This is a genomic window from Streptomyces sp. NPDC048560, assembly GCF_040650955.1.
In the GTDB taxonomy this organism is placed as follows: domain Bacteria; phylum Actinomycetota; class Actinomycetes; order Streptomycetales; family Streptomycetaceae; genus Streptomyces.
This window is the reverse complement of the sequence record NZ_JBEZIJ010000009.1, coordinates 266,597-287,359: the sequence shown is the minus strand read 5'-3', so window position 1 is coordinate 287,359 and position 20,763 is coordinate 266,597. Positions and strand designations below refer to the sequence as shown.

Here is a 20,763-nt window from a genome sequence, read left to right as displayed (position 1 = left end):
GTAGGCAGATTCTGCTCGTCTTTTCAGGCCCGTGAGCGGAGCGAGGGAGCATGTCAGAGGCAGAGGACCTGGCCCGGCCGGCACCGCCGGTGACCCTACGGCCCAATGCGATCGGCTTCATCGACGCGCTGGTCATCGGACTGAACGCCACGTCCCCGGCCTACTCCGTGGCGGCCGTCATCGGCCCGATCGTGGCGCTCGTCGGCATCTACGCCCCCGGAGTGCTCTTCGCCTCGTTCGTGCCGATGCTGCTGATCGCCTCCGCGTTCTACTACCTGAACAGGGTCGATCAGGACTGCGGCACGACGTTCTCGTGGGTCACGCGCGCCATGGGTCCCTGGACGGGGTGGCTGGGCGGCTGGGCCATCGCGATGACCGGGGTTCTGGTCATCGGTTCTCTGGCGGACGTCGCCGTCACGTTCGGCCTGCTGGCCTTCGGCCTCGACAGCTGGGCGGAGAACGAGTTCGTGCGCCAACTTCTCGCCGTGCTCCTCATCCTCGTGATGACCGGCCTCTGCGTCATCGGGACCGAGCTGTCCGCCAAGGTGCAGAACGTACTCATCCTGGCGCAGGTCGCGTTTCTGCTCGTCTTCGTGATCGTGGCTCTCTACCGTGTCTACGCCGGTACGACCTCGTTCGATTCCGTCAAGCCGTCGGCCGAGTGGCTCAATCCCTTCGGCGCGGGCGGCGCGGCCCTCACGGGCGGCCTGCTGCTCGGCGTCTTCGTCTACTGGGGCTGGGAGTCGGCGGTCAACCTCACCGAAGAGGTCAAGGACTCCGCCAGCGCACCCGGCAGGGCCGGTGTGTGGTCGACGGTGATCCTGCTGGTGACGTACCTGTCCGTCGGCTTCGCGGTGGTCGCCTTCGCCGGAACGACGTTCCTGGCCGACAACGCCGAGGAGGAGGAGTTCATCTTCGCCCTCCTCGCCGGTGAGGTGATGGGTGGATGGGACTGGATCGTGCTGCTCGCGGTCTCGACCTCCGCCCTGGCCTCGACCCAGACCACCATCATCCCGGCCTCGCGCACAGCGCTGTCGATGGCCCGCCGCCACGCACTGCCGACGCACTTCGCGCGCATCCACCCGCGGTTCAGGACCCCCGACGTGAGTACGTGGTGGGTCGCCGGCATCGCCATCGCCTGGTATCTCGTGGTGAACCAGATCAGCCAGAACGCCCTGTTCGACTCGCTGACCGCTCTGTCCCTGCTCATCGCCTTCTACTACGCGCTCACAGGTGTCGCCTGTGCGGTGTACTACCGCCGCCATCTGACCGAGAGCGTCCGCAACTTCCTCCTCATCGGCCTCGGCCCGCTGGTCGGCGCCGGGCTGCTGACCTGGCTGCTCGTGCGGTCGGTGATGGACATGTCCGACCCGGCGAACTCCTACAGCGGAACCTCGTGGTTCGGTCTCGGCCCTCCGCTCGTCATCGCCATCTGCATCAGCGCCGTCGGTGTGGTGCTCATGGTGGTGTGGCGGCTCCGGTCGGCCGCCTTCTGGACCGAGCGCCGGAGTGTGGTCGATCCCGGCCTCGTGCACGGCAAGGAGTCCTGAGATGTCGGTGGTGCTCGGGTACGACGAGTCGCCAGGAGCCGCACGCGCCCTGCGCATCGCGGTCGAGGTGGCCGCGGCCTTCGACGAGCGGCTCGTCCTGGTGTACGGGGCGGCGCCCCCCGGCCCGTCCGGTGAGGAGTACACGTCGCACTACGAGGCCATCCGCCAGGCCGGGCGCACGGGCCTGGAGCGCGCCGTCGCGGCGGCCGACGAGGCGGGCGTCCCCGCCGTCGTCGAGGTCATCGACAAGAATCCGGCACAGGCCCTGATCGACGCCGCCGCACGCCACGGAGCGAGGGTCATCGTCGTGGGCAGCTGGGGCGAGAGCCCGATGCGTGGGGCACTGCTCGGCTCCACCCCGCACAAGCTGCTGCACCTGTCGACCGTGCCGGTGCTCTGCGTGCCGACCGAGGAATGAGCACCGTACCGCCCGCGCCACTCCCGAAAACGCTCGCCTCGCCCGTTCGGGCCAACCGCTCGTCGCTCTCCTTGCCCGCACCGGCCTGCTGCTCACCACGCTTCTCGGCGCGTCCTGCCTGACCGAAATTGTTTCGGTCGGGCAGCGCCATTGTTTCGGCGTGCCGTATCGCTCAGGATCTGTTGCGCAGTCGCCTTTCGGAGCGGCAGATGTGCGCTGAGGAGCGTTATGAGCAGAGATGAACCGACCCCTCCCGACCGTCGGACCGTGCTGGGGGCGAGTGCGGGTGTCGGAGTGAGTGCATTGGCCCTGACAACTTTCGGAAATGTTCCGGGAATCACCGGCCGGGCCGAGGCGGACGAGGCCGGTGCCGACGCCGGCCCCCTCCACGTCACCGACTTCGGTGCCTACATGTCGTTCGGTCCGAGCAAGGGAGCCTTCGCCCTGGCGCGCTCGGGATCCGCCGTACCGGTGGTCGTGGACGGCGCCGACCACCCCGGCGTCCTGCGGGTCGCTTCCGACCTGTGTGAGGACATCGAGCGCGTCACCGGCGTACGGCCCCTGCTGAAGCGCTCCCAGGGTGGCGAGACGTCGGGCTTCGGGCGGGAGCTGATCCTGATCGGGACCCTTGGGCGCAGTCCGCTCATCGACCGGCTGGTCGCCCGGGGCAAGCTCGACACCCGCGGTGTCGCGGGCCGTTGGGAGACCTCGCTGCAGACGGTGGTCGAGCGGCCGATGCCCGGGGTGGACCGCGCCTTCGTGATCGCGGGAAGCGACCAGCGTGGCACCGTCTTCGGTGCGTACGACGTCAGTTACGGCATCGGCGTCTCGCCCTGGTACTGGTGGGCGGACGTACGGCCGGTGCGGCGCACCTCGCTCTACGCACTGCCGGGCCGGCACACCCAGGGCAGCCCCGCCGTGAAGTACCGCGGGATCTTCATCAACGACGAGAACCCGGCGCTCGGCACCTGGGCCCCCGGATACTTCGGCCCCGGGAAGGCCGAGGGCTACCCCGGCGGATTCAACGCCGACTTCTACGCCAAGGTCTTCGAGGTCCTGCTCAGGCTCAAGGCCAACTACCTCTGGCCCGCGGTCTGGGGGCGGGCGTTCGCCGAGGACGATCCCGCCAACCACGCCCGCGCCAAGGAGTACGGCATCGTGATGGGCACCTCGCACGAGGCGCCCATGATGCGCGGCATCGAGGAGTGGAACCGGCATGCGGTGGCCGCCGTGCGCGACAGCGCGGGCGACATCGTCACACCGGGCCACGACCCCTACGGCGGCACGGGGGAGTGGTCCTTCCGCCGCAACGCCGACGCGGTGAAGGCGTACTGGCGCGACGGCGTGCGGCGGATGAAGGACCAGGGCTTCGAGGGGGTCGTCACCCTCGGGATGCGCGGCAACGGTGACGTGAGCCTTCCGGACGGCGACGGCGTGGAACTGATGACGGAGATCATCGCCGCGCAGCGGGAGATCCTCGCCGAGGTCTTCCCTGACCGGGACGTCACCGACATCCCCCAGGTGTGGACGCTCTACAAGGAGGTCCAGCGCTACTGGGCACGAGGCCTGCGTGCGCCCGAGGACGTCACGGTGGTGCTGTGCGACGACAACTGGGGCAACATCCGCAAACATCCGGACCCCGCGGAACCCGCGCGCTCCGGCGGATACGGCCTCTACTACCACTTCGACTACGTGGGCGTGGGACGCAACTACAAGTGGGTGGACACCACTTCGCTCCCCAACATGTGGGACCAGTTGCGGCAGGCCGTCGAATACGGCAACCACGGTCTCTGGGTGACCAACGTGGGCGATCTGAAGGGCAACGAACTTCCCACGCAGTTCTTCCTCGACTACGCCTGGAACCCGGGCCGTTGGGGGATCGACGACCTCTCGTCGTGGGAGCGCCGCTACGCGCGGCAGAACTTCGGGGAGGCGCAGGACAAGGCGATCGCCGACGTCCTGGCCGACTACGCACGCCTCCAGGCGCTGCGCAAGCCGGAGCTGCTCAACCGCCGTATCACCCTGGCCCCGGGCAAGGACCCGGTCACCGATCCCTCCGCTGTCGTCTACGACGACAGGGCGACGCCGTTCTCCCTCGACCACTTCCGCGAACTGGAACGGATCACCGCCCGGTGGCAGGAGCTGGCCGGCCGCGCCGAACGGATCGGACGCCGGCTGCCCGCCGCCGACCAGGACGCCTGGTTCGAACTCGTCGGCTACGAGGTCGCCGCCACCGCGAACGTGTACGCCCTTCGCGAGGCGGAGTTCACGAACCTCCGTTACGCCGCACAGGGACGGGCCGCCACCAACGCCCGCGCCGCGCGGGCCGAAGCTGCCCTCGACCGCGACTTCGCGCTGTCCGAGCGTTTCAACTCCCGTACGGCACAAGGGAAATGGAACGGCTTCCAGACGCAGCCGCACATCGGCTACGGAGACGTCGCCCGCTACGGGCCCAACGCGCCCTGGCAGCAGCCCGAGCGGAACAACGTGGCTCTGCCCGACGAGATCTTCCCGGCGGTGCGCCGCATCGATGTCCCCGAGGCGGCCGCACTGGGAGTGGCGATCGCCGGGTCGGACCGCTGGTGGCCGCAGGAGACCGCACCGGCCGAGCTGCCCGCGCTGAGCCGTTACGGAACGGCCCCGGCCCTGTACGTCGAGGTGTTCAACCGGGGCACGGAGCCCTTCGCGTACCGCGTCGAGAGCTCCGTTCCCTGGCTCCGGGTGGACGCTCCGGCCGGGCGTGTGACCGAGCAGCTCCGGCTGACGGTGGGCGCCGACTGGGACAGGGCGCCGCGCGGCACCACGCGGGCGACGCTCACGGTGCACGGTCCGGACGGATCACGCGTCGAGGTCACCGCCGTTGCCGAGAACCCGGACGTCCGTGGCCTGCGCGGCTTCGTCGAGGCGGGCGGCCACATAGCCATCGACGCCGATCACGCCGACCGCGCCGTGGGGGTCGACGGTATCGAGTGGCAGCGCGTCGAGGGTGTCGGGCGCGACTGCGCCGGCCTCACGCCGGTGCCCGTCACGGCGCCGAGCCGGACTCCGGGACGCGACGCACCGCGCCTGGAGTACGAGGTGAGCCTGCTCACCGGTGGTGCCGTGACCCTGTGGGCCTACCTGTCGCCCCGCAACCCGGCCCTCGCGGGCGCAGGACTGCGCTACGCGGTCTCCTTCGACGACGACGCCCCGCAGACCGTCGACATCGTCGCCGCCACCGGAGCGGACGACGGCGGTATGAACGTCCAGTGGGCGCGCAACACCTCCGACAACATCAGCCGTACCTCGACCCGGCACACCCTGACCGCGGGTGTGCACCGGCTGACGTTCTGGATGGTCGACCCGACGGTCGTCGTCCAGCGGCTCGTCATCGATACCGGGGGTCTTCCGGACACCCTTCTCGGACCACCGGAGAGCCGCCGCCTGTCCTGACCGGAGCCCACCACCGGGAACTGCGGCTCGGCCGGGTGGAGCAGGGCCTGCGTGTCACGCGGGCCCTGCCGTCCCGCCGTCGAGGGGGACACCCAGCCGGCCCGCCAGGGTGGTGAGGGCCGTTCCCAGCGGGAGCGCGATACGGGTGACGGAGTGCCGGTCGCCACGCGTCGGGTCGCGGTTGACGATGAACACCGGCTTTCCGGCCTGCGCCGCCTGGCGGACGAACCGGAGACCGGACATCACCGTCAGTGAGGATCCCAGGACCAGCAGCGAGGCCGCCTCGCGGACCAGTTCGCGGCAGTGCTCCACGCGCTGCGGGGGCACGGTCTCGCCGAAGAAGACCACGTCCGGTTTGAGGATGCCGCCGCAGACACCGCAGGGCACCACGTGGAAGTCCCCGACCTGCTCGTCGGTGAGGTCGGCGTCACCGTCCGGGTTGATCGCGGCCGCCACCGGGCCGAAGCCCGCGTTGGCCTCCTCGAGCCGGCGGGCGAGTTCGCGCCGCGGGGTGAAGGTGCCGCAGGAAAGGCAGACGGCACGGTCAAGACTTCCGTGGAGTTCCACGACGTCCGTGCTGCCGGCGGCCTGGTGCAGGCCGTCCACGTTCTGGGTGATCACACCCGAGAGCAGCCCGTGCCGCCCGAACGCGGCCACGGCCCGGTGCCCGTCGTTGGGGCGGGCGCGGCCGAAGGTGCGCCAGCCGAGGTGGCTGCGCGCCCAGTACCGGCGCCTGGCCCGGGCGTCGGCCGTGAACTCCTGGAAGGTCATCGGGGTGTGCCGGCTCAGGCTCCCGCCCTCGCCCCGGTAGTCGGGGATACCCGACTCCGTGGAGATGCCCGCCCCGCTGAGCACCACCACACGGCCGGTGCTCAGGGCGTCGGCGACGGGCGACAGGTCCGTGGTGCCCGGCGGCAGGTCCCCCGTAGGGGCCCAGCTCAGAGTGGGGCGCATACGCATGACCCCCAGGGTACGGAAGGCTGCCGTGAGCCGCTCCGCCGTCCATGGTGCCGCTTCCGCTCCCGACGCTGTCTTGTGCGCGCCTCTTCACGTGCCCATACTCACTGCCAGCGCATTGTCAGGAACACGCCAGGGCCCCTCACCCATCGGGGCCCGACGCTCCCAGAAGGAGATCACGTGAGGATCCTGCACTCCAGTCCGCGCACGCGCACCGCCATCGCGAGACGCTCCGGGTTCGCCGCAGTCGCCGCCGGTCTGCTGGCGGCCACCGCGCTCGCTCTGCCGACCGCGGAGGCGGCCGCACCGCGGACCTTCGGCGCCACCGAGCTGGCCGAGGTCGACCGGGCCGTACTCAAGGCCGATGTCGGTGGCACCGCATGGCACGTGGACGAGGCCACCGGCAGGGTCGTCGTGACGGCTGACAGCACCGTGTCGGAGGCCGGCCTCGCGAAGATCAGGAAGGCGGCGGGCGCCGACGCGGGCGCGCTGCGCATCGAGCGCACCGCCGGGAAGTTCACCCCGCTCCTGGGCCCGGGCGACGCCATCTACGGCAGTGGGTACCGCTGCTCGCTCGGCTTCAACGTCGTCAGCGGCGGCACGTACTACTTCCTCACCGCCGGCCACTGCGGCAACGTGGCCAAGACGTGGTACACCAACTCCGCCCAGACCACGCTGATCGGCCCCACGATCGGCTCCAGCTTCCCCGGCAACGACTACGCGCTGGTGCGCTACGACAATGCCTCGCTCAGCCACCCGGGCGGCTACACGGCGGCGAACGCCTACGTGGGCGAACCGGTCAAGCGCAGCGGCTCCACCACGGGCACCAGGAGCGGCACGGTCACCGCCCTCGACGCCACCGTCCACTACAGCGGCGGCGGCACGGTCCGCGGAATGATCCAGACCAACGTGTGCGCCGAGCCGGGCGACTCGGGCGGCGCGCTGTACGACGGCACGAAGGCCCTCGGTATCACCTCCGGCGGCAGCGGAAACTGCAGCGCCGGAGGGACGACGTTCTACCAGCCCGTGCCCGAAGCGCTCGCCAAGTACAAGGTCTCCCTGTTCTGACGCGGGCAGTGCCGGCCGGGATGCGTGTCCCGGCCGGCACATGCCGGTGCGGTGCCCGCCGCGGGTGCGGACCGAAGCGCGCGGTCAGAACGGCAGACGCCCGCGGGCCCGTCGGCCGGCGGAGCCACTCCTGCCCACGGCCCTGGAGCTCCCGCGGAAGGGCTTGCTGAACAGACGGCCCAGGACGCCGGGAGCCTTGCCTCCGGTGCGTGAGCCTGCCCCGAGTACGCGCTGGGTTCCACGTTCGGGGTGGTGGGACAGGCGCGGGACGAGGAACGCGAGGACGGCAAGAACGACACAGACGGTCACGATGCCAACAATCATCATCAGGTGCTCCTCAGGTCGGTATGCCATGCCGTCTGCCCCACGATGCCCCTGATATGCGCCCCTGCGCCGTACGCACCCGGACGCGCGCCAGGTGGCGCGTCGGCCGCGGGCGTCGGATCGCCGGTCGGCTCCGGCGTCCGCCCCGGCGTCGGCGCGCGTCCCAGGCACTGCTCCACCTGGCTCCGCTCCCTGCCCACGAACTACTGTGCGGGCGGGCCGGAGAAGCAGAGCCGATGGAGTGGAGAGGTCTCATGGGGACAGTCGTCCGTGTTCCGCAGACGCGGGACATGATCGGAGCGGAACTGTCAGGAGACGAAGCTCTCAGGGCGTTGCACCACTACGGCGGGCGCAAGCTGTTCCTCGACGCTTTCGCACGCTTCCGATACGCCGACGGCTTCAGTGCCGCGAGGTCCCTCGGTTTCCAGGTGGTCGTGGGCATGGTGCCCTTCGTGATCGCGCTGGTGGGCGTCGTCACGACGGTCCACACCGAGAGCATCGCCCGCGTGATCGAGCTGACGCTGGGCAGGATCGTTCCCGGAGCCAGCGCGGAGCTCGTGCAGGGGGCGTTGCGGGACACCCGCCGCGAGGCGGGTTCCACGACGGCGGGAGCTCTCGCGATGTGGCTGGGCCTCGGCTTCGCCGTCCTGAACCTCGCCTCGGCGATGGGCCAGATCGAACGGGGCTGCAACCGCATCTACGGCATCGAGCGCGATCGCCCCTTCGTCGCCAAGTACGCTCGCGGGCTGGTGCTGGCAGTCGCCGCAGGACTGCCGTTGATGCTCGGGTTCCTCGTGCTGGTTGCCGGTGAGGCCGTCGGGGACTCGGTGGTGGAAGCGCTCGGCTGGTCCCGGTCCTGGCGCGACTGGTGGGACGTCCTCGAAATACCGGTCGGAACGGTCTGCGCCGGACTGGCGTCCGCGGTCATCTTCCGCTGGTCACCACGGCGTAAACAGCCCGGCTACACGTGGCTTGTCCTGGGAAGTGCCGTACACCTCGGCCTGTGGGTAGCGGCCACCTGGCTGCTCGCCTTCTACGTCGGCCAGAGCGGATCGTTCGGCGCCGTCTACGGCCCGTTGACCGCCTTCGTCGCACTGCTGCTGTGGGCCAACATGACCGGCATCGCACTGTTCCTGGGGATCGCTTTCGCGGCCCAACTGGAGGCGGCGAGGGCCGGTATGGCCGAGCCGGTCCACCCGGATCCCGGCCCCGGCGGTCAATGACGACGCCCGGCGGGGGAGTTGCCGTCGGGCCGGCAGTCGGATGCCGATTGCCGGGGACGGCCCCGGCCGCTGAGCCGGGGACGGTCTCGGTCACGGCTCAGGCCGCCGGCGGCTCCTCCGCTTGCAGACGGCCCGCGCGCACCGCGTCGAGGAGGGCCCGGTAGTCACGCTCGTTCTGGTCCGCGTACGCCTCCGCGAAGGTCGTGAGCGCGCGGTCGAACGAGTCGCCCCTGCCCAGGTACGCGGCCATCGCGATGCGGTCCCCGGACCGTGCGTGCGCCCGGGCGAGCGTGGCCCCGCACACTTCGCCGAACGCCGTCATGTCCTTCGGCCGCATCCGCTCCGGCACGGCGATGCCCTTCCAGTCGCGCAGCTGGCGCACGTAGAAGTCGCGCTGCCTGCCGTCGAACCCGTCCACGCGCTCATAGCCGAGGAAGATGTCGCTCGTGGCCTGCATCAACCGCTGGCCCGAGACCACTCGCTCGCCCTGGTTGGGATAGCGGCTCGCGCCGACGTGTGCGGCGAGCACGGAGGTGTCGGCCTCCTTCGCCTGGAGGAAGAGCGGGTCGCTGCCGTCCCGGCCGAGGAGCAGGAAGATCCAGCATCGCGTACCGACGCTTCCCACACCCACCACCTTCCGGGCGACGTCCGCCAGCCGGTAGTCCTCCAGCAGGAAGCGCCGGTTGTGAGGCAGGGTGCGACCGTAGCGCTTGATCAGATCGCGGAACTGGTCCTCGAGCGCGCTGCGCTCGACCTCCGGCATCAGGTCGCCGGCCGGCACGACCAGCGGAGGATCCGCCGCGATCCTGGGCCGGCCGTCGACCGTCGTGGTCAGCCTGCCGAAGGCCTGCACGCTGTCGCGGGAGCGCGCCTTGTTCAGGGCGCGGGCCAGGTTCTTCCGCCCCCGCTTCGTGGAGCCGGCCGCTGCCAGGGCCTCCAGACGGTCCTCGTCGATCTTCGCGTACCAGACGTTCAGGTTGCTCATGCCTGCGAACCCGAGCATCGCCTCGCGGTAGGAGCGGACCGTCGCCCTCACGATCCCGGCCCGTACGGCGTCGTCGAAGCCGTTCGCCCGGCCCGCGATGACGAAACTCGCCGACAGCCGCTTGACGTCCCACTCCCAGGGGCCCGGCAGGGTCTCGTCGAAGTCGTTGATGTCGAAGAGCAACTGCCGCTCCGGGGAGGCGAGCAGACGGAAGTTCAGCATGTGCGCGTCTCCGCACAGCTGGGCCGTGATCCCCGATCGAGGAGTGCCGGCCAGGTCGGACGCCATGATCGCGGCGGCACCGCGGTAGAAGCGGAACGGGGACTCCGACATCCGGCTGTAGCGGATCGGGACGAGTTCGGGCACCCGCGCCGCAGACTGCGCTTCGAGGATGGCCAGTGGGTCCGGCCTGTCAGGAGACTGTGTGTACGCGGCGTGGCCCGATCGCGGAGAGCGCCGCCGGGCCTCCCTGCCGAGGGCCGCGCGTTGCTCAGGCGTGGCGTACGGTGCTGCGCGCATCGCGGTGGTCGCGTTCCGGGTCATCGGTGCATCTCCTGCCTGGCCCAGCGGCCCCTGGCCCCTCACCACGGGGCGCAGCGACCCCCTCCGGGTGCTTCCTCGCGCCTGAGACAGGGGGAGGAAATGTCCGCAAGCGTACTGATTTTCCCCACCTTAGAGCGCATCCGGGCTTCGCGCATGAGGTGCGTCGTCGGTGGTGCGCAGGCCACTGTCGGCGGGAGTCGCGGGAGGGGCGGGGACGGTACGGGAAGTAGCCCGGCCGGCCGAACCCGGACATGCGCGGTGCGGGTCGGCCGACGGGCCTCTGCCAGGGGGTTGTCCTGACGTACACGCACTTGTGCGCCTGGTCTCCGGATGTCCTGTCCCGCGCGTGGACGCAGGATTGGCGCTATCCGCGGTGTCAGCGTTCCGGTGATTGGAGACATTCCATGTCTGACCTCAAGCTTGAGCAGAAGCGCTCCCTGTCGCGCCAGGAAGCGGCTGACCAGCTCACCGCTCTCGCCGATGCCCTGAGGGAAGGCGGGGATGTCGAACTGGAACTCGGCGCCGTCAGCCTGAGTCTGCGGGTTCCCGAAGATCTTCACTGCGAGATGGAGGTCGAGGTCGGCGACGGCGAGATCGAACTGGAGATCGAGTTCAAGTGGCCCATCGCGCCGACCCGGTCAGCGCCCTCGCGAACGGCGGCGGGTCCGGAGGAAGCCGAGAAGAAAAAGACCGTGCCCGCCAGGCCCGCTCGGAGCGGTACGGGCGCAGGCAAGGCCAAGAGCACGAAGAGGCCCGCCCCCAAGGCACCCTGAGCAGGGCCGCTCAGGGCCCGGGCGGGTATCTCCTCCTTCGCATGTGTTCGCTGTGCTCACCCGGGTGTGGACAAGGCGGCGAGATAGCCGGACAGCGCCGCCGCGGTGCCGGTGAGTGGAAAGCGGGCGCCGAGTTGCCCGTCGGGGCGGACGACGAAGCCGGTCGGGCCTTCGGGTCGGTACAGCCGGGCGAACTCCCCGGAAGCGTCGTGGTATTGCGGCACGGCCAAGGCTCCGGATGCGACCGCCGCCGCTTCGCGGGCGAGGACGGCGATGGTCTGCGGAGCGGCCCCGGAGCCCGGGCCGCCGGCGGCACCCCGGCTGTCGCCGGACGGGTTCCCCACCCCGGCGTCTTCGGCCGCTCCGATGGCCGGGGCCAGGTCGGCGGCGCCGGAGGCGTACAGGATCAGCACGTGCCCCGTGCGCCCGCGCAGGATGTCGAGCAGGCGCATCGGGTAGTGGGCGACGGGGATGGTCAGGCCGGAGCAGTCCGGGGCCCGGTCGCCGGGCTGGGGAGCGTCGGGCGGCCCGTACGGGCTGCCTGCGAGCGGTCCGCCCCGGTAGCCGACGAGCAGTTGGGCCTCGCGGAGCATCAGGGACCGTGGGTCGCCGGGGTCGGCCTCCATGCCGTGGGAGGCGTGCCGGACGGTCCGGCCCACGACCTCCTCGCCGACCGGGCGGCGTTCGGCGTCGTAGCTGGCGAGCAGGGCGGGACCTGCCTCCCCGCGGAGGACGAGGGCGAGCTTCCAGGCCAGGTTGCAGGCGTCCTGGATGCCCGTGTTCATGCCCTGTGCGCCGGTGGGCGGGTGGATGTGGGCGGCGTCCCCGGCGACGAAGACCCGGCCGTCGGAGTAGCGGTCCACCATCCGGTGGCTGATGCGGAAGACGGAGGACCAGCGCATACGGGAGAGGGTTGCGGGCCTGGGTGCCAGGCGGTCGACGACTGCCTGGATGTGGGACAGCTCCGGGGCGCGGCCACCCTCCAGGCCGTGCGCGACGCCCTCGCCCGGCGCCCGGCCCGACGTCACGGTGGAGAGTTCGGGCGGGACCAGCATCGACATGCGGTAGCGGCCGGATCCGGGCAGCGGAATGCCGACCAGCAGGTCGTCGGTGGAGCCGTCCTCGGTGCGGTGGGTGGAGCGTACGCCGTATCCGTGCGGCAGGTCCCAGTCGGCCTCGACGTCGGCCAGCATGTACTCCTCGGGGAATGCGCCGCCCTCGAAGGTGAGGCCGAGCCCCTTGCGGACGACGCTGTGCGCACCGTCGCAGCCGATCAGGTAACGGGCACGGACCTCCTCGTCGGTGCCGGACGCGGTGCTCAGCAGGGCGGTGACCCCGTCCGCGTCCTGGCTGAACGACAGCAGTTCGGTCTCGCGCTCGATGGCGGTGCCCAGGCCCGCGACGTACTCCTCCAGGAGGCGCTCGGTCTCGTACTGGGGCAGCGCGGCGAATCCGTAGGGCACCTCGGCAGGCAGCGCGAGGTCGATCCGCGCCTGCTCCCGGCCGTTGACGTAGATCAGCTGGCCGCGCATCTGAACGGCTGCTTCCAGTACGGTGCGGGCCAGGCCCATGCGGTCCCAGATCTCCAGGGTGCGTGGCTGGATGCCGACCGCCTTGGCGTACGGGAGCCGGGCCGGCAGCCGGTCGACGAGACGGCAGCGTACCGAGTGGCGGCGGAGTTCCGCGGCCGCGCTCAGTCCGACCGGTCCGGCGCCCACGATCAGCACGTCGGTTGTTCGGGTGTGCGCCACGGGTGCCTCCCACTGCGTTGGTCCCGGACAGATCCCGCCTTCCATGGTCGCCCGGCGGAGCGCGGCCTGCGAGCCGGGCACCTGGCCGGCCGGTCCGGCAGCGGAGCCATTCATTGACAGGGGCATGACTACTGTCTAGTTTGCTCTGCGGCTGCGGTGTCACCTGGACCCCCGCCCCGGGAGGATGCACATGGTCGCATCGTTCGTCACGCATCGCGCCCTCGACGGCGGGACGTATCACCTGGAGGGCGACGTCGACCTCCAGGAGCCGTGCACCTCGGCCGTCGAGGTGGTGGCCGGTGGCCGACTGGTCGAGTTCACCGCCGGACCGGCCTCCCTGGGGGACGATGTCGCCGCTTCCCTCGGTATCGGGTCACCCGACTCCGAACTCACCTTCCGGAAAGGCACGCTGCGCATCTTCAGGTCGACCGAGCGCGAGCCGCGCTCAGGACTTGTGGAGCGCCCGTTACTCGTCGTGTGGCAGGGCGAGAGCCACGCGCTGGTGACCCGGCTGTACGGCCTGAGCGTGACCGAGGTGCTCGGGCTGCTCCGGTCGATGCGCATCGCGGAGAGCGAGTACGGGCTCACACTGCAGCCGGATCCGTCGGCCGGAAGCGCCTTCGCACGGCCCGCGACGGTGATCAAGGAGGTGCCCGGCCTGGGGCTGCTGGAGCTGTCCCGGCGCACGAAGGAACACACTGCCCAGCTGCCGCCCTGGAAGGGAGTGACGGTCGCGTCCGGTGAGTTGTTCCGCGACACACTCTCCGACGGCAGCCCGTTCTTCGTGCTCTCCTCCACCGATATCTGGGCCACCCTGGTGCCGCTGGGGTCCACGGCCGTCGAGCGTGTGCCCGAACTCGTCGGGCGGCTCACGCTGCGGCACACCCGGTGATCCGGCGATGATCGGCTTCTACGGCGGGCTGACCGCCTCCATCGTCGTACTGAGCCTCCTCATGGGCGCAGGCTCCCACGCCGTCCGCCCTTCCGCTCTGGGTGAGGCGCTGCGGGCCCACGGAGTGCTTGGCGCGCCGGTCCGCCGCTTCGCGGCCGTCGCCGTGCCCCTCCTGGAGTGCGCCCTGGGGCTGGTCGGCGCCATCGCACTGCTGACGGGTCACCAGAGAGGGCTGCAGGCCGTACTCGCCGCGAGTGCCGCCCTCTTCGGGCTCTACGCCGGCTACACGCGGCGCGCCCTCGTCCTCGGACGCGGTGGGCCGTGCGGCTGCTCGGGCCAGGACGTGCCCCTGAGCCGCTGGGTGACACGGCGGGCCGCTGCCCTCGCCGTGCTCGCATCGGCAGCCGCGGTCATCGCGGAGGCCGCCCCCGTACCGCTCTCCGCTGCGGAGCTGACCACACTGACGCTCGCGTCTCTCGCCTGCTCCGTCCTGCTGTGGTCCCTGCCCGCCGCGATGCGCGAGCCGCCCGCGGCGTCCGCTCACCAGCCGGCCGGAACCACGGCGCACCGATCGACCGGGACCACCGTGCACAGGACTGCCGAAGGAGTGTCGACGCGATGGACTTCACCACCAGCGCTGTGATCGCCTCGTGGGCGGCGATCGCGCTGCTCGCGCTCGTCGTCTCGGGACTGATCAGGCAGGTGCACCAACTGTCACGGACGCAGCCGCACCGACCCGGACGGGTGGGTATCGCCCCCGGAGCCCCCGCCCCGGGGCTCGATGCCGGTGGGCGCGAACCGGCCGTGCCCGGCAGCCTCCTGGCACCGGGCCGCGCCGCGCTGCTGCTCTTCCTCGACGCCGAATGCCGGACCTGCGGCCAGGTGCTCGACGAGGCCGCCGCCTGGACGGTCCGCCAGGACGACGCCACCGCCCCGCAGGTGCTCGGGCTCTACGCGGGCGCCGGGCCACAGTCCGACGAAGGCGCCGTCCCGGTGAGGGATCACCGTCCGGAGCTGTTCACGGCCTACGACATCCCCGCCACCCCCTACGCGGTGGTCATCGACCCGCAGGGCCGGATCGCGCGCTCCGAGCCGCTCGGTTCACCCACCGCGCTGCTGCGGTTGCTCGACGACCTCCAGCCCGCGACGCCGAGGAGCCGGTCGTGAGCTCACTGGATGAGATACCGATGCTGCGCAGTACCGGGAGGGGTGGCCGCCGGTCCCGGTCCGGGCGCGGGGCTCCGCCCTCCTTCGCGCCGTCGAGGCGCACCGTGCTGCAGGCGGCGACCGCAGCCGGTTTCGCCGCGCTGGGCGTGTTCTCCGCCGCCAGGCAGGCGTATGCCGACGGCTACGACATCTGGACCGGCGCGTGCCCGAGTTACGCCGCGGACCACAACTGCTCCCCGGGCTGCGGGCCCAGCACCATCTACGCCGACGCGTGCGTGACGTCAGGGACGAACACGGGCTTCCACCGCACGGACGGTGTCACCTGGACGCTGCGGCCCAACCAGTGCTACGCCGGTACCTACGACGGTTGGCTGTGGCGTTACAGCGCGGCCTGCGGAAGCTGCGGCTGCGGTATCGAGCGGCGCTGCCACGACGGGTACCGCAACACCGGCTCCGGCTGGGTGAAGTCCATCTGCCGCTGGACCACCGACTGCGACTGCCCGGGCTCCGTCACCTGGCCGACCGTCGGCCGCGGCGCCACCGGCCCCGACGTACACACCGTCCAGCACCTGCTCTCCTTCCGCGGCCATCCGACGGACGCCGACGGGATCTTCGGGCCCGACACCGAGACACAGGTCGAGGAGTTCCAGTCGGCTAACGGGCTCAGCCCCACGGGCAGCGTCGGTCCGGCCACCTGGCCGGTACTCGTCGCCACCGTGCGCCAAGGCGACGCGAACGACGCCGTACGCGGCGCGCAGAGGCAGCTCAACAAGCACGGCTCCGCGCTGACCGTGGACGGCAACTTCGGTTCGCTCACGAGGCAGGCCGTGCTCTCGTTCCAGTCCCTGTACGGCCTGACCGCCGACGGTGTCGTCGGCCAGAACACCTGGCTCAAGCTGACCGGGACCGTCTAGATGAGCGGGTCCGGCCGTCCGGGGGCGCGGGGGAGCGGCATACGCGCCTCACGGGCGCTGCTCACCGACCCCGCCCTGCACGCGGCGGCCCTGGGCATCGCGGCGATCGCCGCCGCCCTCTACGCCCCCATGCTGACGTGGGCGATCACCGGTGGCCTGGCCGGCTACTCGCTCTCCGGCTCCGTTTGAACGCGCAACAGCGCTTTCGCGCTGGCCTCGCCAGGTTGGCGGGCGACGTACAGACAGGCGCTGATCCTCGGCGTGTTCACCGGCGGGCTGCTGGCCGGAGGGGTGATGACGGCCGGGGTGCTCTGGCTCCTGTCCGGTCTCTTCACACCGCTCCCGGCAGGCATACGGCAAGGGCTGATCGTGGCCGTCGCACTCCTCGCCGCGCTGCGCGACGCCGGCAGGCTGCCGCTACGGTTGCCGCAGAACGCCCGGCAGATTCCGCAGGACGTACTGCGGCGCCATCTGGCACGCGGCGCCCTGCAGTTCGGCTTCGAGCTCGGCACCGGGGTGCGCACCTACGTCTCGGCGAGTGCTCCGTACGCGATGGCGGTCGCGGTGCTGCTGTCCGGGGGCTCCTACGTGCCCGCGCTGGCCGCCGGACTCGGTTTCGGTGCGGGCCGGGCGCTCACGCCGGCTCTGCGCAGGCTGTCCGGGCACGGGGAGCGCTGGGACGACGCGCTCGCACGGCGGCTGACCGGCATGACCGTCCTGTGCTCCTCACTGATCGCCGTCGCCGCCTGCGCGGTCTTCCGGTAGCGCCGGCACCCGACGCCGGGACGGGGTGTGGAAGCCGTACGAACGCCGGCCTCCCGCCCCGGGCCGCGAATGACGCGCCTGGTAGCACAACAGCCCCTGCGCATAAGCCAGTTGTGCCGGAGGTCTGGTCCTGTGGCAGATGCTGACGGTGTGGACACGCAACCGTCGTGGAGGCCAAACTCGCCTCAGCCCCCCAGTGGGGAACTGGCAAGGACTCACCACGGAGGCGTGATGTTGAGACGTACGATCCGACTCGCTCTGGCATTTGTCATGACCATGGCGGTAGCTCTGGGTGGAATGCTGGCCACGGCAGCCCCGGCACAGGCCGACGAGTGCTACACCTGGGGCCGCACCCTGTCCGAGGGTATGTCGGGCGCCGACGTGACCCAGCTGCAGATCCGCGTGGCCGGGCATGTCGACTACGGAGAGATCCTCACCGTCGACGGCAGCTTCGGGGCGCGGACCAAGGCCGCGGTCGCCAAGTTCCAGCAGGCGTACGGGCTGGGAGCGGACGGCGTCGCGGGTCCCCAGACGTTCAGCAAGATCTACGCGCTGCAGGACCCGGACTGCACTCCCATCCACTTCACCTACGCCGAACTGAACAAGTGCAACTCCGACTGGTCCGGTGGTGCGGTCAGTGCCGCGACGGCCAAGTCCAACGGCCTGCGCACGATGTGGAAGCTGGAGGCCATGCGGCGCGTCATGGGGGATGTCCCGATCTCCGTGAGCAGCGGATTCCGCTCCGTGTCCTGCAACAACGCGGTGGGAGGGGCTTCGAACAGCCGGCACCTGTACGGTGACGCCGCCGATCTGGTCGGCAGCCCGTCGTTCTGCCAGCTCGCCCAGCGCGCCCGCTCCCACGGCTTCGGCGGCATCTTCGGCCCCGGCTACCCCGCACACGACGACCACACCCACGTGGACGGACGCACGAGCCGCGCCTGGTCCGCGCCCAACTGCGGCGTCTGACGGACGAGTCCGTACGTGCACAGCGGCCCGCCCCTCCCCGGGCGGGCCTCCGGCCATGGGGGGCGGCGGTGCCTGTTCTCGGTGACGGGCGCACTGCCGGTCAGGCCGCAACCCCGGGCGGACACCACCGCACCCCCACAAACCGAGCAGATCCGTCGCGTGCCCTCTCCATCCCCCGCATCGAGTAGGAGTGCCCTGATGTCGTCCCGCACCCCCTGGCGCGTCCGCGCCGGAACGGCCCTGCTGGCGGTGCTCGCCGGCATCGGCGCGCTCGCCGTCCCCGGCCCCGCCGTGGCGGCTTCGTCGCCCGAGAGCCGGCAGACCGTCACCTACGAGGGTTACAGCATCGATGTGCCCGCCGACTGGCGGGTGGTCGACCTGGCCGAGAACCCCCGCGCCTGCCTCCGGTTCGACAGACCCGCCGTGTACCTGGGTGTGCCCGGCGACCAGAACGACTGCCCCGCCGGAGTCGTCGGCCGTACGGCGGGGATCGTCGTGGAGCCCATCACCGCACGCTCCTCCGGCCAGGCGACCGCGGCGACCGCGCGGGCCCGGAGCGGCAAGGCCGTCGCCCCGTCCGCGCTGTCCAGCAACGGCACCATCCAGGTCGCCGTCGAGGACGCCGGCGTGCTCGTGACCGCCGCCCACACCCCGGCGACCGAGAGCCTGGTGCGTGGTGTTCTCGCCTCGGCCGACCTCACGAAGGGCGCCGAGCGCACCGAGCTGTCCCGCCCGGCCCAGCAGCGGTACGACGCCGCCCCCCTGGCCGCGGCGGGGCCGCAACCGGGCAGCTACCTGGGCAAGGGCTTCGACGCCTGCACCGCACCCTCGCAAGCGGCCATGAACGCGTGGCAGGCGAGCTCGCCGTACAGCGCTGTAGGCGTCTACATCAGTGGTTCCTTCCGCGGCTGCGCCCAGCCGAATCTGACGGCGAGCTGGGTGACCAGCCAGACCAACAACGGATGGCGTCTGTTCCCCATCGACGTCGGCCGCCAGGCACCGTGCACCAACTACTCGCTGAAGATGTCCGCCGATCCGGCCACGGCCAAGTCCCAGGGCGTGACAGCGGCGGCCGGAGCCATCACCGCCGCGTCGAACCTCGGTATCCCGGCGGGCAGCGCCATCTACAGCGACATCGAGGCCTACACCTCCACGGCCTCCTGCAAGGCGGCCGTCCTGTCGTACCTCTCCGGATGGACCGAGCGGCTGCACAGCAGCGGCTACCTGTCCGGCTTCTACTCCAGTGCCGCCTCGGGGATCAAGGACGCAGCCGCCGAGTACAACAACGGTGCCTACACACGGGTCGACCACCTCTTCTACGCGTGGTGGAACGGCGCCGCCGACACCAACACCGGTACCTATGTGCCGTCCACCTACTGGTCCAACCACCAGCGGATCCACCAGTACGTGGGCGAGGTCACCGAGTCCTACGGCGGCTACTCGATCAACATCGACCGCGACTACCTGGACGTGGGGAACGGCACCCCGCCCACGCCCACCTGCACCGGGGTGAACCTCAACTTCACCGCGTACGCCACCGTCCAGAGCGGCTCGACCGGAGACCAGGTCAAGGCTGCCCAGTGCCTGCTCAAGGCAGCCGGTTTCGATCCGGGCACTCCGGACGGGATCTTCGGGCCCGCCACCACCACCGCCGCCCGGAACTTCCAGTCCAGCAGGGGGCTTTCGGCTGACGGTGCGGTCGGCGCGAAGACCTGGACGGCGCTGCTGTCCCGCGGGTCCACCCCGACGATCCAGAACGGTTCGACCGGTGAGGCCGTCACCCGGCTGCAGCGCTCCCTGACCGCAGCGCTCGGCCGGACGGTTTCCATCGACGGCGACTTCGGCTCGGGCACCGCCCAGGCCGTACGCGACTACCAGTCCGCGCGCGGACTGGGCGCCGACGGCATCGTCGGCCCGGCCACCTGGGGCGCGCTCCAGTCGGGAAGGTGAGGCAGGAAGGTGAGCTCGTGAGCGGGAGGGCGTGCACAAGGTGAGGGTGAGCAGGAACGACGGCAGGAAGGCGAGCGGAGAGGTGAACAGAGAAATGAACAGAGAAGTGAGGCAGAGAACGTGAGACGACTCGCACGCATCATCACGCTGTTCACCGCGCTGGCGGGCCTGCTCCTGGGACTGGGCGTCCCCGCGAACGCATTCCCCCAGGCGGCGTTCCCGCTGACGAGCAACGGCAACCGGGGCTCCGACGTCGTCGCGCTGCAACACCTGCTCACCGCGCACGGCCGTTCCGTGGCGGCGGACGGCGTCTTCGGCGCGGGCACGCGCAGCGCGGTGGTGGGCTTCCAGCAGTCCAAGGGCCTGTCCGCGGACGGCGTCGTCGGGCCGGCCACCTGGGGCGCGCTCGCCATCACCGTACGACAGGGCGACAACGGGCCGGCGGTGGCGGCCGTGCAGTCACTGCTCAACGCCAAGCGGGGAGCGGGCCTCACGGCCGACGGCGCCTTCGGTCCGGCCACCAACTCCGCCGTCCGGACCTTCCAGTCCCACGCGGGAATCGGCGCGGACGGCGTCGTCGGCCCGGCCACCTGGCAGAACTTGCTGTGGCACTACGAGAACATCGGCTTCGGCGCCGGCACGATGTGCGCCCAGAGCCCCGACGGCAACGCCGGGGCCCACTGGGCCACAGCCGGCGCGGTCGCCCAGTTGGAGGCTGCCGCAGTGGCCTTCGCCGCCACCGGGAACGGCCGACTGCCCGTCGGCGACGCGGGGTTCGAGCACGGCGGGGACATAGCCGGCCACGGCAGCCACGAGGTCGGGATGGATATCGACGTGTGGCCGGCCCGCACCGACTCCGCGCAGTGCACGGCGGGCCGGATCACGTGGCAGTCGAGTACCTACGACCGCGCGGCCACCCGCAGGCTCGTGCAGGAGATCAGGGCGAAGGCCCCCGGTCACGTCCAGCTGATCTTCTTCAACGATCCGCAGCTGATCGCGGAAGGGCTGACCACGAGCTACCCGAACCACGACAACCACCTGCACATCCGCTACAAGTAGGGGGACCGGCCGCGGGCACGGGGCTT

19 protein-coding genes are annotated in these 20,763 nt (G+C 71.0%); 15 read left to right on the top strand and 4 right to left on the bottom strand.

Annotation, left to right across the window (positions count from 1 at the left end):
* Nucleotides 1–50 precede the first annotated feature (50 nt).
* The 3 genes from AB0C82_RS24620 to AB0C82_RS24610 all read left to right on the top strand — a co-directional run bounded on the left by AB0C82_RS24620 (nucleotide 51) and on the right by AB0C82_RS24610 (nucleotide 5,400).
* Entirely contained in the window at nucleotides 51–1,550 is a 1,500-nt protein-coding gene (locus AB0C82_RS24620) for an APC family permease (protein WP_362845723.1), read from the top strand.
* A gap of 1 nt (nucleotide 1,551) precedes the next feature.
* Complete coding sequence (locus tag AB0C82_RS24615) at nucleotides 1,552–1,968, top strand: universal stress protein (protein ID WP_362845721.1); 417 nt, start codon at nucleotides 1,552–1,554, stop codon at nucleotides 1,966–1,968.
* A 228-nt stretch (nucleotides 1,969–2,196) separates the two neighbouring features.
* Entirely contained in the window at nucleotides 2,197–5,400 is a 3,204-nt protein-coding gene (locus tag AB0C82_RS24610) for a glycosyl hydrolase 115 family protein (protein WP_362845719.1), read from the top strand.
* Between the two features lie 54 nt (nucleotides 5,401–5,454).
* Here AB0C82_RS24610 and AB0C82_RS24605 read toward each other — a convergent pair whose 3' ends face one another.
* Nucleotides 5,455–6,360 (bottom strand): NAD-dependent protein deacetylase, encoded by a 906-nt coding sequence (locus AB0C82_RS24605; RefSeq protein ID WP_362845717.1) that lies wholly within the window; start codon nucleotides 6,358–6,360, stop codon nucleotides 5,455–5,457.
* A gap of 177 nt (nucleotides 6,361–6,537) precedes the next feature.
* Here AB0C82_RS24605 and AB0C82_RS24600 point away from each other — a divergent pair, with 177 nt between their 5' ends.
* Nucleotides 6,538–7,425: a S1 family peptidase gene (locus AB0C82_RS24600; protein ID WP_362845715.1), complete on the top strand. Its 888-nt coding sequence runs from the start codon at nucleotides 6,538–6,540 to the stop codon at nucleotides 7,423–7,425.
* An 84-nt stretch (nucleotides 7,426–7,509) separates the two neighbouring features.
* Here AB0C82_RS24600 and AB0C82_RS24595 read toward each other — a convergent pair whose 3' ends face one another.
* The gene (locus AB0C82_RS24595; RefSeq protein WP_362845713.1) at nucleotides 7,510–7,752 is read right to left on the bottom strand and encodes a DUF6411 family protein; all 243 of its coding nucleotides are present in this window, start codon (nucleotides 7,750–7,752) and stop codon (nucleotides 7,510–7,512) included.
* Between the two features lie 251 nt (nucleotides 7,753–8,003).
* Between AB0C82_RS24595 and AB0C82_RS24590 the strand changes: the two genes are divergently transcribed.
* Nucleotides 8,004–8,972 (top strand): YihY/virulence factor BrkB family protein, encoded by a 969-nt coding sequence (locus tag AB0C82_RS24590; protein WP_362845711.1) that lies wholly within the window; start codon nucleotides 8,004–8,006, stop codon nucleotides 8,970–8,972.
* A 97-nt stretch (nucleotides 8,973–9,069) separates the two neighbouring features.
* Here AB0C82_RS24590 and AB0C82_RS24585 read toward each other — a convergent pair whose 3' ends face one another.
* A complete protein-coding gene (locus tag AB0C82_RS24585; protein WP_362845709.1) occupies nucleotides 9,070–10,500 on the bottom strand; it encodes a DUF2252 domain-containing protein in 1,431 nt (476 codons plus the stop codon).
* A gap of 404 nt (nucleotides 10,501–10,904) precedes the next feature.
* Between AB0C82_RS24585 and AB0C82_RS24580 the strand changes: the two genes are divergently transcribed.
* Nucleotides 10,905–11,273, top strand: a complete 369-nt coding sequence (locus AB0C82_RS24580; RefSeq protein WP_362845707.1) for an amphi-Trp domain-containing protein — start codon at nucleotides 10,905–10,907, stop codon at nucleotides 11,271–11,273.
* A 56-nt stretch (nucleotides 11,274–11,329) separates the two neighbouring features.
* Here the strand turns inward: AB0C82_RS24580 and AB0C82_RS24575 are convergent, their stop codons facing one another.
* Nucleotides 11,330–13,024 carry an FAD-dependent monooxygenase gene (locus tag AB0C82_RS24575; protein ID WP_362845705.1) on the bottom strand — a complete coding sequence of 565 codons (1,695 nt, stop codon included), beginning with the start codon at nucleotides 13,022–13,024 and terminating at the stop codon, nucleotides 11,330–11,332.
* 190 nt (nucleotides 13,025–13,214) lie between these two features.
* Between AB0C82_RS24575 and AB0C82_RS24570 the strand changes: the two genes are divergently transcribed.
* The 9 genes from AB0C82_RS24570 to AB0C82_RS24530 all read left to right on the top strand — a co-directional run bounded on the left by AB0C82_RS24570 (nucleotide 13,215) and on the right by AB0C82_RS24530 (nucleotide 20,737).
* Nucleotides 13,215–13,916: a hypothetical protein gene (locus AB0C82_RS24570; protein ID WP_362845703.1), complete on the top strand. Its 702-nt coding sequence runs from the start codon at nucleotides 13,215–13,217 to the stop codon at nucleotides 13,914–13,916.
* 7 nt (nucleotides 13,917–13,923) lie between these two features.
* On the top strand, nucleotides 13,924–14,559 hold the full coding sequence (locus AB0C82_RS24565; protein ID WP_362845701.1) for a MauE/DoxX family redox-associated membrane protein: 636 nt from the start codon (nucleotides 13,924–13,926) through the stop codon (nucleotides 14,557–14,559).
* Nucleotides 14,535–15,083: a hypothetical protein gene (locus tag AB0C82_RS24560; RefSeq protein ID WP_362845699.1), complete on the top strand. Its 549-nt coding sequence runs from the start codon at nucleotides 14,535–14,537 to the stop codon at nucleotides 15,081–15,083. The genes AB0C82_RS24565 and AB0C82_RS24560 overlap by 25 nt, the downstream gene beginning before the upstream one ends.
* Entirely contained in the window at nucleotides 15,080–15,997 is a 918-nt protein-coding gene (locus AB0C82_RS24555) for a peptidoglycan-binding protein (protein ID WP_362845697.1), read from the top strand. The genes AB0C82_RS24560 and AB0C82_RS24555 overlap by 4 nt, the downstream gene beginning before the upstream one ends.
* Nucleotides 15,998–16,186: a hypothetical protein gene (locus tag AB0C82_RS24550; protein WP_362845695.1), complete on the top strand. Its 189-nt coding sequence runs from the start codon at nucleotides 15,998–16,000 to the stop codon at nucleotides 16,184–16,186.
* 72 nt (nucleotides 16,187–16,258) lie between these two features.
* On the top strand, nucleotides 16,259–16,762 hold the full coding sequence (locus AB0C82_RS24545) for a hypothetical protein (RefSeq protein WP_362845693.1): 504 nt from the start codon (nucleotides 16,259–16,261) through the stop codon (nucleotides 16,760–16,762).
* A gap of 231 nt (nucleotides 16,763–16,993) precedes the next feature.
* A complete protein-coding gene (locus AB0C82_RS24540; protein WP_362845691.1) occupies nucleotides 16,994–17,728 on the top strand; it encodes a D-Ala-D-Ala carboxypeptidase family metallohydrolase in 735 nt (244 codons plus the stop codon).
* Nucleotides 17,729–17,926: 198 nt separating this feature from the next.
* The gene (locus AB0C82_RS24535; RefSeq protein ID WP_362845689.1) at nucleotides 17,927–19,678 is read left to right on the top strand and encodes a glycoside hydrolase domain-containing protein; all 1,752 of its coding nucleotides are present in this window, start codon (nucleotides 17,927–17,929) and stop codon (nucleotides 19,676–19,678) included.
* 120 nt (nucleotides 19,679–19,798) lie between these two features.
* Nucleotides 19,799–20,737 carry a penicillin-insensitive murein endopeptidase gene (locus AB0C82_RS24530; RefSeq protein ID WP_362845687.1) on the top strand — a complete coding sequence of 313 codons (939 nt, stop codon included), beginning with the start codon at nucleotides 19,799–19,801 and terminating at the stop codon, nucleotides 20,735–20,737.
* Nucleotides 20,738–20,763: the final 26 nt, after the last annotated feature.